Annotated in this window: 8 protein-coding genes and 1 pseudogene; all 9 read right to left on the bottom strand. The window is 36.0% G+C overall.

From position 1 onward, the window contains the following. Window positions 1–154: 154 nt before the first annotated feature. The gene (gene mutS, locus I7822_RS01305; RefSeq protein WP_207974986.1) at window positions 155–2,746 is read right to left on the bottom strand and encodes a DNA mismatch repair protein MutS; all 2,592 of its coding nucleotides are present in this window, start codon (window positions 2,744–2,746) and stop codon (window positions 155–157) included. 289 nt (window positions 2,747–3,035) lie between these two features. Continuing rightward, window positions 3,036–3,578 (bottom strand): outer spore coat protein CotE, encoded by a 543-nt coding sequence (cotE, locus tag I7822_RS01310; RefSeq protein WP_207974987.1) that lies wholly within the window; start codon window positions 3,576–3,578, stop codon window positions 3,036–3,038. Window positions 3,579–3,937: 359 nt separating this feature from the next. Further along, window positions 3,938–4,369 carry a regulatory iron-sulfur-containing complex subunit RicA gene (gene ricA / locus I7822_RS01315; RefSeq protein WP_207974988.1) on the bottom strand — a complete coding sequence of 144 codons (432 nt, stop codon included), beginning with the start codon at window positions 4,367–4,369 and terminating at the stop codon, window positions 3,938–3,940. A 1-nt stretch (window position 4,370) separates the two neighbouring features. Further along, the gene (gene miaB, locus I7822_RS01320; RefSeq protein WP_207974989.1) at window positions 4,371–5,897 is read right to left on the bottom strand and encodes a tRNA (N6-isopentenyl adenosine(37)-C2)-methylthiotransferase MiaB; all 1,527 of its coding nucleotides are present in this window, start codon (window positions 5,895–5,897) and stop codon (window positions 4,371–4,373) included. Window positions 5,898–6,158: 261 nt separating this feature from the next. Further along, entirely contained in the window at window positions 6,159–8,318 is a 2,160-nt protein-coding gene (locus I7822_RS01325) for a DNA topoisomerase III (protein ID WP_207974990.1), read from the bottom strand. A 263-nt stretch (window positions 8,319–8,581) separates the two neighbouring features. Continuing rightward, a pseudogene (locus I7822_RS01330) lies at window positions 8,582–9,015 on the bottom strand (cell wall hydrolase). A gap of 69 nt (window positions 9,016–9,084) precedes the next feature. Next, the gene (locus I7822_RS01335; RefSeq protein WP_207974991.1) at window positions 9,085–10,218 is read right to left on the bottom strand and encodes a zinc-dependent alcohol dehydrogenase; all 1,134 of its coding nucleotides are present in this window, start codon (window positions 10,216–10,218) and stop codon (window positions 9,085–9,087) included. Between the two features lie 188 nt (window positions 10,219–10,406). Further along, complete coding sequence (locus I7822_RS01340) at window positions 10,407–11,582, bottom strand: glycine C-acetyltransferase (RefSeq protein WP_207974992.1); 1,176 nt, start codon at window positions 11,580–11,582, stop codon at window positions 10,407–10,409. 56 nt (window positions 11,583–11,638) lie between these two features. Further along, the gene (gene tdh / locus I7822_RS01345) at window positions 11,639–12,679 is read right to left on the bottom strand and encodes an L-threonine 3-dehydrogenase (protein ID WP_207974993.1); all 1,041 of its coding nucleotides are present in this window, start codon (window positions 12,677–12,679) and stop codon (window positions 11,639–11,641) included. Between the last annotated feature and the right edge of the window lie 78 nt (window positions 12,680–12,757).

The following is a 12,757-nucleotide window of genomic DNA, read 5'->3' on the forward strand; positions in this document are numbered from 1 at the left end:
TTTTCATTTTGTTAGTTTCATAACTTTTTTATACAAGGTCTGTTCAATTAACCCTTCATGAGTTATGAGGTTAGATGTGGGACTTGTTAGGATCGGCGATTTGCCAATCTCTTTAATTAAAGCCCCACTTATGTTTAGTAACATGTGTTGTACTTTATTTTATTTTTTTCTGAAGTTGATACAATTCATTCATTGCATCGAGGGGTGTCATTTCTAACAGATTCATAGACTTTAATAGTTCAATGACAGCTTGTTCTTTTTTTGGATGAGCAGGAGCCTTTTTTGGTACTGGCTTTTCTTCAGCAAATAAAGAAAGTTGCGAGTCGGTCAATAGATCTTCTTTCACAATCGATTTCTTTTCAACAGTTTCTGTATTTAACTTGTCTGCTTCTAATTCTAATAAAATTTCCTTAGCTCGCTTTATTAACGATTTGGGAAGATCAGCTAATTCGGCAACATGAATACCATAGCTTTTATCAGCGGCACCTTCTTCAATTTTGTGAAGGAATACTACTTTGCCATTCTCTTCAATTGCTTTAACATGGATATTTTTTAATGAGCTTAATTGCGCATCAAGGATCGTTAACTCATGATAGTGCGTTGAAAATAACGTTTTTGCTCCAATATGTTCATGAATATGTTCAATAATTGCTTGTGCTAATGCCATTCCGTCATAGGTTGACGTTCCTCTTCCAATTTCATCGAAAAGGATTAAACTTTGTGATGTGGCATGTGCAATTGCATTTTTAGCTTCAAGCATTTCCACCATAAATGTACTTTGCCCGGAAATCAAATCATCCGCAGCACCAATTCTCGTGAATATTTGATCAAAAATTGGTAGTACAGCCTCTGAAGCAGGAACATAACAACCAATTTGCGCTAATATTGCTGTTAAGGCAACTTGGCGCATATATGTGCTTTTCCCTGACATATTGGGACCAGTAATAAGAAGCATTTGACGATCTGCATTTAAATAACAATCATTTGGCACATATTCCTGTGAATCCATCACTTTTTCGACAACTGGATGGCGACCGTCCTTTATGAAAAGCTCAGTTGTTTTTGAAAATATTGGCTTACTATAATGACGGTTTTCACTAACAGTCGCAAAACATTGAAGGACATCTAACTCACTTAAACGCTTCGCTAACACCTGTAATCTAGGAATATATTGTTTCACCTGTTCACGTAAATCAACAAATAACTGATACTCAAGCTCAACAATCTTTTCTTCCGCTTCTAATATTAGCGTCTCTTTTTCCTTTAATTCCGGAGTAATAAAGCGTTCAGCATTTGTTAAGGTTTGCTTGCGCTCATACATACCTTCCTGTAATAAATGAAGATTAGCTCTCGTTACTTCAATATAATAACCAAACACTCGATTATAGCCGATTTTTAGGGATTTAATTCCTGTTTTTTGACGCTCCTGCTGCTCAAGTTGAGCAATCCATGTTTTTCCGTTACGACTTGCATCACGGTATTGGTCAAGCTGATTATGGAAGCCGTCCTTCATAATATTCCCTTCCTTGACAGAAAGGGGAGGGTTATCAACAATAGCTTCCTCTAATAGATTGCTTAATTCCTCACATGAATCTAAGCGTTCTGACAGATAGACATCATTTTGTAAGGACCTGCAAAGCTCTTCAATGGCTGGAACCTGTTGGAGTGATTTTTTTAATTGAATTAAATCTCGAGCATTCACATTTCCAAATGCGACCCTGCCCGCAAGCCTTTCTAGGTCATATACCTCTTTAAGTAGAGTTCGCAAATCTTCGCGTTCAAAGTAGTTTGCAATAAATGTTTCAACCATAGTAAGACGAGCTTCAATTTTTGTGCGATCAACAAGAGGCTTATCCACCCACTGTTTGAGTAATCTTCCGCCCATTGCTGTTTTCGTTTCATCCAGGAGCCAAAGTAACGATCCTTTTTTCCCTTTAGAACGGATTGTTTCGGTCAATTCTAAGTTTCGTTTTGAATAAAGGTCAATTTTCATTGAATCTTGTAGATAATAAACATTTACCTTTTGTAGATGATCAAGACTACGCTTTTGCGTACGTTGTAGATAGGTTAACAGTCTTCCAAATGTGCAGATAAGTCTCTCATCATGAAGTTCCCCAAGGATCCCCACAAAATCAGAAGAAATCGCCGTCTCTGTTTCATACGATAATGTTGCTTGACAGCGATCAATCAGTTGTTTTTTCCATTCATCAGGAAACTCTCTTGAGATGACAACTTCCTTTGCTCCTACTGAGTAGATTTCGTTTAAAAGCTCATCAAAGTTCGAGCATATTGCTACAAGGTTTTCACCCGTAGTTAAATCACTTAATGCTAGTCCAATCTGTGTATCAAAGGCAGTAATAGAGGCTATATAGTTGTTTTCTTTGTCATGAAGCCCTTTTCCATCCATCACTGTACCAGGTGTAATGAGCTGAACAACCTCTCTTCTCACAACACCTTTCGCTTGCTTGGGATCCTCTGTTTGTTCACAGATTGCTACTTTATGACCTTTTAAGATTAATTGTTCAATATAGGTAGGTGCAGCATGATATGGAACTCCACACATTGGAATCCGCTCTTCTCCCCCACCATCGCGACTTGTTAGAGTAATTTCAAGTTCCTGTGATGCTTGAATCGCATCCTGGAAAAACATTTCATAAAAATCACCTAAACGAAAAAATAAAAAGGCATCTTGATAGTCTGCCTTAACCTTTAAATATTGCTGTATCATCGGCGTGTAAGTAGCCATGTTTATCCTCCAATATCACCATAACGTTCTTTAAAAATCACTGTTTATTATAACATATATCGACATATTCTTGTGATTTTAACTAAAGGGAAACATAGGAATCTAGTTGAAACTTTTTTATTAATCAGTTAGTGAGCGTGGAAAGAAGCTATTTGGAGGACACTGAAAATAGCAAATGCGGTTTAAGCAACCAATAACCGTGATAGTGCATCAGAAAGACTTGTCCAACAAAACAATTGAATTTAGATTGTGAGGAAATAAAGAAAACTAGGAGGACAATTCCTCCTAGTTATTCTTCTACATCTCCAACTAGAAATTCTGGATTTAAATCTTCAAATTCATCATCTAGCTCTTCTTCCCACTCTTCGTCATCATCACAGCCATGGGGATTTACATGTACACACACTTTCGTTTCCCCAATTACTTCTGCCAGATGCTCTCGTTCTGCTTGAACGATTATTTTGTTTCCATTTGGCGAAATCGTCACTTCTAAGCAGTTTGGTTGTTGTAACGCTTTACAGATTACTTCATGCTCATCATCAATAAAGTTATCATCTTTATATCTTAACTTTATGACATCTACATATTCTACTCGTTCTGTTACAACCTCTGTTTTTGTGTTTTCATTGTAAGAATACCAAACGTTAATATCGTAAGTACCCTCTACTTCAACTGTTTTTCCATTCTTTTGAGCATCATAATTATGGTTAATAATCCAGCCACCTAAAATGCTCGCAGGTTTTTGCGATGGTGAAATCGTATGTGTACATTGTGAAAATTTGCGTCCTTTCGCAACAACTGCTTTTGTAATTATTTCTCTGTATTCAGACATTCGAGCATACCCTCCTCAATGAATCTTCTTTTAATCCTATGCTAGGCTAGTAACGATTGTGCCAAAATAATTGACTGAAATGATGACATGTTACGCCAATACATGAAACCTATAGTTCATTGTATGCTAAGGGTGATAAATATGTGCCTAAAAAAGAAAAAAGGTGCATGATCATCTAAAAATACTTAAGCCTAATCTGTTTTGGAAAGAAAAATAAAACTTATTTGCATCATGTTAAGATGAAAGAAAGAACCGTTATTACACGTTTTTATTGAGCAATATTAGAAAACAATAAAAAAAAGATACAATTAAAGAGAGGATGTTTATTCCACCTCTCTTTAATTTGTATCTATAGCATTTTATGAACAGCTACCACCAGATGCATTATTAACTTTAGATCCTGTTTCTCCTGCTAAAAGATCTCCACCTGTTGACGTAATGATTTCATTCGTTACTTTGTTCGAAATGGTATGTGAAACTAGTTGAAGTAAGTCGTTTACTTCAATTTGTGATTCTTGGAATTCTTGAATAATTGGAATTTCATCCAATTCATTTTGAATTTTTTCAATTTTTGCCTCAACTTGTTTCAATGCTTCGTGTTTTCCATAATGTTGAAAGTTGACTGCTTGTTTTTGAAGACTTTTAATACTTGCAATCATTTCACGTATTTTTTGATTTTCGTTGATTTGTGCCTCTGCACGTTTAAAGAAATCAACCTCATTTGATTCAGAAATCATTTGTGCTAACTCACGAGCTTTTGCTACAATATCGTCTTTTGTATATAATGTCATCTTATTTCACCTCAACCGCTTCTTCTATCATTTCTCCATCAAGCGTCCATGTTTTTGCTTTCGTAATTTTCACCTTTATAATTTGCCCAATAACAGATTTAGGTGCTCTGAAGTTTACTAGCTTACTTTTTTCCGTGTAACCTGCTAAAACATCAGGATTCTTTTTACTTTCGCCTTCTACAAGAACATTTACAATTTTACCTTCGTATTCCTTTAATTTCTTTGCAGATATTTCATTTACAAGAGCATTTAATCGTTGAAGACGTTCCTTTTTCACTTCATCAGGTACATTATCTTGCATTTTTGCAGCCGGAGTACCTTCACGAGGTGAATAAATAAACGTATAGGCGCTATCAAATTCTACTTCACGGTATAGAGATAACGTTTCTTCAAATTGCTCATCTGTTTCATTTGGGAAGCCTACAATTATATCAGTTGTAAGGGATGCATTTGGCATTGCTTCCTTAATTTTACGAACGAGCTCTAAATAATGTTCACGACTATATTTACGTGCCATGATTTTCAGAATATCCGTGCTACCAGATTGTACTGGTAAATGAATATGATCTAACAGATTTCCACCCTTTGCTAATACTTCAATTAAGTGATCATCAAAATCACGCGGATGGCTTGTTGTAAAGCGAAGTCTAGGAATATCAATTTTAGAAATTTCATCCATTAAATCGCCTAAACCATAATCAATGTCTTCAAAATCCTTACCATAAGCATTAACGTTTTGTCCAAGGAGAGTTACTTCCTTATAGCCCTGTGCAGCTAAGTGACGGACCTCTTGGATAATTTCCTCTGGACGACGGCTACGTTCTTTTCCACGTGTATATGGAACGATACAGTACGTACAGAATTTATCACAGCCATACATAATATTTACCCATGCCTTAATATTCCCTTTACGGACTTTTGGAAGGTTTTCGATAACGTCTCCTTCTTTAGACCATACTTCAACAACCATTTCTTTTGAAAGATATGCTTCATTTAGAATGTTAGGCAAACGGTGGATGTTATGTGTACCAAAAATCATGTCAACAAACGGATGAACCTTTAAAATACGGTTTACAACAGATTCTTCCTGTGACATACAGCCACAAACTCCTAATAATAAATCAGGTCTTTTCTTTTTTAATGTTTTAAAGTGACCTAGTTCTCCGAACACTTTGTTTTCTGCGTTTTCACGAATTGCACAAGTGTTTAGCAGGATTACATTCGCATCTTCAACACCATCAGTTGGCTCATAGCCTAGTGCCATGAAAATACCAGCCATTACTTCAGTATCATGTTCATTCATTTGACATCCGTATGTGCGAATATAAAACTTCTTACCTTGTCCCATTCCTCGAAATTCTTCTGGAATCGAAAAGCCATCATACTTTACTTCTTCTTTCCCACGCTTTTTAGCTTCCTTCAAAGAAGGTGGCATATACACTGCTTGGAAATACTGGCTGTAGTCCTTATCGGATTTTTTGTCCGAAGGAGTTACTTGAGTACTTTCCTTACGTTGCTGTTCATTCATCGTGTGATTCTCCTTTCAAACTACCCATTTAAAAACTTGTTCGTAAATTTCTTACTTTGTAACAATTAATTTATTATCCTTAGCGTAAAACTAATTGGACATAAACTAAGGTCTTTAAACGTTGTGTTGGTCATGTATCTCATTTATTTAAATAATATTATAGAAACATACAACTTAATAGTATATCGATTATAGTTGTGTAACACAATTATTTAACCATACTGTTGAAAATTGTACATGATTTTTCAATAAAATGCGAATCTAGTTTTTGGATGCACTTCCTTCAAAAAGAAATTGAATTTTGCCTTCTTTCCACTCTAATTTCGCATCAAACGTTTTTTCTCCCTTTTTAAATCCCTTAATTAAATTAGAGTTACCCTCATTTAATAGCTTTTGAATATTAGTCTGAGAGATTTTTTTCCCTAATATTTTTTTAGAAATGGTGAAGGTACATTTGTTTGTTTTGTAGTTTGTACATCCATAAAATTCACCTTTATCGACAATATCACCATCACACAGCTTACATTTTCCAACCTTTTTGCCTATTGTGTACCGGGAAGAAGTTCGCTGGATTGAGTCTACTTTTAATCCTTCGAAGCTCCAATTAGGTGCAACTGTTATTGCATCAGATACAATCTTTGTAGACAGCTTTTTTGTTTGTTCCATAAAAACAGATGGTGATGCTTGCCCTTCACCTATTTCTGATAGCCGTTGCTCCCATTTGGCTGTCATTTCTGGTGAAGCTAAAATGTGATCACCAATTGCCGCAATTAGCACTTTTCCTTTATCTGTCGCATACACTTGGTTCTTTTTAATATCAATGTACTTTCTGTCCTTCAACATTGTGATAATACCTGCTCTCGTCGCTTCGGTGCCCAACCCTTCTACTTTGCTTAAGACCTTTTCTAATTCATCATTATCTAAATATTTCCCTGCTGTCTTCATTAAAGTTATTAACTGGCCTTCTGTATATCGCTTCGGCGGCTGAGTTTTTCCTTCCTTTGTTTCAACCTTATGAACATGTCCAGAATCACCTTTCGAAACATTAGGGAGAAGTTGATCTTTTTCTTTGTCAGATTGAAAAATGACTTTGCGCCAGCCCTCTTGAATTTGTTGTTTTCCCTTGGTTATAAATTCTGCACGCCCATCAACAAGGGTTGTTAATGTTGAGTAATCAAAAATCGCACTTTCATAGTGGGCGGCAATTAGCCTTCTAACAATCATGTCATACATTTTTTGTTCGTCAGCAGATAGTCTTTTTGGATCCTTTACCTGTTCAGTTGGGATGATTGCATAGTGATCTGTTACCTTTTTTTCATTTACGTATCGAGAATTATTTATGATAGATGGATTTGGTAACGGAAACAAATTCTTAAAGTCATCAAAGGCACTTAATTTCTTTAAAATTTCTGAAAATAGCTCTGCTTCCCCTTTTGTTACATAGGTTGAATCACTACGAGGATAAGAAACAATCCCTTTTTGATAGAGTGATTGAACAATGTCTAACGTCTTTTTTGGCGAAAATTTAAATGCCTTATTTGCTGTTGCTTGAAGTGATGACAAATTGAAAAGAAGCGGTGGTTGATATTCCTTGCGCTCGGTTATTAGTTCTTTTATTTCAGCGGGCTTATCTTTACAAAATGCTGCCATCCTGTTTGCAAGCTCAACATCCATTACTCTTGTTTGTTGATCCTTTTGCCATTTCCCTTGATATTTCTTACCGTTTATTTGGAACGTTGCAACAATTTCCCAAAATGGCTCAGACTTAAATGCATCAATTTCCTTTTCTCTTTTAACGATTAATGCGAGTGTTGGTGTTTGAACTCTACCAGCTGAAAAAACGTCATTCATCCCTTTTTCTTTTAATAAAAGCGAATAGACCCTAGAAGCATTCATGCCTACTAACCAATCAGCACAAGCACGAGAATAAGCTTCAAAATATAGATTTTTCGTTTTTTCATCATCAAGTAATTGGCGAAAACCTTCAAAGATAGAAGCCGGAGTTAGTGATGAAATCCATAATCTTTTTAAAGGCTTCTTTATACCAGATAGGTGAATGATATTACGTATGATAAGCTCACCTTCACGACCGGCATCTCCAGCATGGATGATTTCATTAACTGCTGGATCTTTTAAAAGTTGTTTGACAATATTAAATTGTTTTGCTTTTGACTTTGTGACTTCATATTTAAACTTATCAGGAATGATCGGCAACATCGTTAATGACCATTTTTTCCACTCCGACTTATAAGCTTCAGGTGCACTTAATTGAGTTAAATGGCCAATTGCCCACGTACAATAGGCACCATTTGGAAAGAGTTCATTTGGCTTCACTTCGAAATAGCCATCTCTCTTCACTCTCTGAAATTGCGCACACAGAGTTGAAGCTTGATCGGGTTTTTCTGCAATAATTACCTTCATTGTTTTAATCACCCATACACTTTAATTCATTCTATTTTCCTTGCAATCTACTTTTAGTTTACAGTATTTTTCTTTAGATGAAAAATGTAAGAAAACAAAGTTTAATAGTAGAAAACATGACTTAATCTAATTCCTATTGAGGAAATCATTTGTATACAATCATTTTCAGAGAATAAATTCTGATGAAATACACCTTTCCCCATTTTACCTATTACAACGAGAAAAAGCACCACAAAACTATGTGATGCGTTTCATAATAGAATTTAAAATGTATTATATACGTCCGGACATGAGGATTCTGTTGGTTTGTAAAAGCAGTGAGCCTTGAATCGTCCTGAGTTCCATTGGTTATTCCATTGAGCTGGACAGGCTCCAGAAGGTTTAAAAAACCATAATGAGTAACTTGCTGGGTGGAAACGTTCGCCATTAATAACTCTACGGGCGAGTCGTATATCCAGTTCTCTTGCACCTTGATAAAAATATCCTTTTATCGTTGCTTCAAACCCACCTGGTCGTTGAAAAACCATTCTTCTAATCACGTATTAATATCGTTAAAGTCTAAACATCCAGATCGCGTTCTGTTGACGCCTACATTGCCAACCATCAGCATCCCTAATTGCCCATCACCTTCTGCTTCTGCTCTCATTAAGCGAGCTAACAATTTCACATCAGCTTCAGTTGCTTTTACAACAGCCAAAAAAAATCACTCCCTTTTTTTGTATTATTTCTAATAATATGTGAGGAGTGATCGTCCAAGTGTTATATGTTAAGGTTTTAAAATAATCTTAATACAATTATCCTGATGGTCATTAAATAGTTTATAAGCATAATCTGCTTCATCCAGTGTTGTTTTATGAGTGATAATTTCCTTAGGATCAAATTCTTTTTTCGTAATCATATCAAATAACTTTGGCATAATTGGAATGACTGGAGCCTGCCCCATTTTTAATGTTATGTTTCTAGTGAAAAATGCGCCTAGTGGAAAATTGTTATAATTCGCACCATAAACACCTGTGATTTGTACCGTTCCATATTTCCTTACGGCTTTTGTTGAAATTTGGATCGGTCCAAGTGTTCCACCTTGTAGCTTTAATTTTTGTTCAATAAATTCAAGCGGCGATTTCTTACCATCCATTCCTACACAATCAATCACAACATCTGCTCCACCTTGAGTAATCTCTTTTAAATGTTCACCCATATCAGGATATTCAGTAAAGTTGAACACTTCGACGCTATTCATTTTTTTTGCATGATTTAGTCGATAATCTAAGTGATCGATGGCAATCACACGTTTTGCCCCTTTCATCCAGGCAAATTTCTGTGTCATCAAACCGACTGGTCCACACCCTAAAACGATAACAGTATCACCCTGTTTGACTCCGCCATGCTCAACACTCCAGTATGCAGTAGGCAGAACATCTGATAAAAATAAAAGTGATTCATCCTCTAATTCACAAGTTTCAGGAATGAGAAAAGGAGTAAAATTCCCAAAAGGAACCTTTAAATACTCGGCTTGTCCACCAGGATGATTCCCAAACTTTTCAGTATAACCAAAATACCCACCGGAATCATAATGTGGATTAGAATTATCACATTGACTTGTCATATCATGCTGACAATAAATACATTCCCCACATGAAACATTAAATGGGACGACAACACGATCGCCTTTTTTTACTTTCGTCACATTTGGACCCACTTCTTCGACAATCCCCATTGGCTCGTGACCAATAATGTAACCTTCTGGTAATGGCATATTTCCTTGATATAAATGTAAATCAGATCCACAAATTGCTGTTGAAGTAATTTTGACAATTACATCATCCTTTTTTTCCAGCTTTGCATCTTCAACTTCTTTTACTTTTACATTATTAGGACCTTGATAAGTAACGGCTTTCATAGGTACACTCCAATCAAAAACTGGTTTATATTTATATGAGTATAAGTATGCCCCTATTAAGCTAGTTCCAAATCATGTTTACATGTTAAATACCGAAATAAAAATGAATAATTAGTTTTCTTATACAAGCATCTTTATGTAAAAAATAACAGCACTGAAAATATCAGTACTGTCAAAGTAAGATCTTTTTATATTATCTTTAATTCTTTTCCTGACTTCTCAAAAATGTCTAAAGCAGCTTGAAGCTCTTCTTTTGTGTGTTCTGCGGTGACAATTGTTCTCACACGTGCAAGTCCTTTTGCAACAGTAGGGAAGGCAATCCCTTGTGCAAATACTCCATATGCTAATAATTTATCAGAAAAATGATGTGAAAGTGCTTCATCCCCGACTATGACTGGAGTGATTGGTGTTTCACTTTTTCCTGTATTAAAACCTAAATGCTCTAGTCCTTGTTTAAAAAACTTTGTATTTTCCCATAAGCGTTCAATCAGTTCAGACTCTTCTAATAGCACATTAATTGCCTCACTACAAGCAGCTGTCACAGCTGGTGGATGTGATGTACTAAATAAAAACGGTCGACCTTTATGAATCAGATAGTCAATAAGCGTTTTCGAACTAGCTACATAGCCACCTAAAACACCTATCGCTTTACTTAATGTCCCTACTTGAATGTGAACCCGTCCGTCTAAACCAAAGTGATTAACAGTTCCGCGACCATTTTCACCTAAAACCCCTGAAGCATGTGCATCATCAACCATCACTAACGCATCATACTTTTCTGCTAATTCTACGATTTCAGGTAGTGGTGCGATATTTCCATCCATTGAAAACACCCCATCAGTCACGATTACCCGAACTCTAAAGTTAATGGATTCCTTAAGTGCTCTTTCCAGATCCTTCATATCAACATGGTTATATACTTTTCTTGCTGCTTTTGTTAATCGAATTCCATCGATAATAGAAGCATGGTTTAAAGCATCAGATATGACAACGTCTTCATTTGTTAAGATGGCAGAGAGTACTCCTTGGTTTGTTGTAAAGCCCGATTGAAACACTAGTGCAGCTTCCGTATGCTTGAATTTCGCGAGTTTTTCTTCTAATTCCTTATGCATTGTTAATGTTCCGGCAATTGTACGAACAGAACCAGTACCGGCACCAAATTTCTCAATCGCTTCTATTGCAGCCTTTCGTAAACGAGGATGTGAAGTTAGCCCTAAATAGTTGTTTGAAGAAAGTTGAATGACTTCCTTGCCATCTATGACAACCTTTGCACCTTGATCACTTTCTAATGGAATTAACGTTCGAAATGTTCCCTGTTTTTTCATTTCATTAAGCTCAGCATGTAAATAGTCAAAGCCTTTCATTTTCATTCCTCCTATTAAACTAGTAAAAAAATCAGCAGAGCTTCGATTATAGGCTTTTAAGGATGTAATACAACCTTTCCACAGTTACCTTTGATCATTAGTTCAAAGCCTTTTTCAAATTCTTCGAGTGAAAAATGATGTGTAATGATTGGTTTTACATCAACTTGCCCCGAGTGAAGTAATGCAGATACTTGCTGCCATGTTTCAAACATTTTTCTACCTGTTATCCCTTGTACGGTTATTCCTTTAAATACAATGTCATTTGTCACATCTAGTTCAACTGGTCTTACTGGTAAACTCAAAATTGACACCCTGCCACCATTGGTGACCATTTTAAAGCCTTGATTCATGGCAATTGGATGTCCTGACATTTCACAAACTACGTCAACACCAACTCCATTTGATAACTGTTTGACAGCTTGCAGTGGCTCTTCATTTATTGAATTTATGACACTTGTTGCCCCTATTTGCTTCGCTAAATTCAAGCGATAATTATTTATATCAAGGGCAATTACCTGTGCTGCGCCTGCTGCTTTCGCCACACCAACAGCCATCAATCCTATTGGTCCACAACCGATAATTGCCACAGTTTTACCGATGACATCACCTGATAATACAGTGTGTACAGCATTACCCATCGGTTCTTGGATAGCTGCAACATCATATGGCATTTCTTTTGGATTTTTCCAAAGATTAGCTGCTGGTAGGGCAACATATTCTGCGAAGCATCCTTGTGTATCAACACCAATAATTTTTGTATACTTACATATATGCGATTTTCCTGTTAGACATTGTGAGCATTTTCCACAAACAATATGAGTTTCAGCTGATACAGAATCACCATAATCAACATTCATTACCTTTGAGCCTTTTTCTACCACCTCTCCAGAAAACTCATGCCCGAAAACATATGGAGGATTCACTCTGCTCTCAGACCATTCATCCCACTTATAAATATGAACATCAGTCCCGCAAATTGATGTTGCTTTCACTTTAATTAATACCTCATCCTCATTTATTTGAGGAATCTCAACTATTTGTATTTGGGCACCATATCCTCGATGATGTTTAATAACCGCTTTCATTTTTCCGTTCAATATGAACACCCCTTTGTTGAAAACCCTTACATAATAATAGTTTAACACGTTATTATAAAATGTAAATAAGGATGTCTA

It is taken from the genome of Metabacillus bambusae (assembly GCF_017497975.1).
Classification (GTDB): Bacteria; Bacillota; Bacilli; order Bacillales; family Bacillaceae; genus Metabacillus; species Metabacillus bambusae.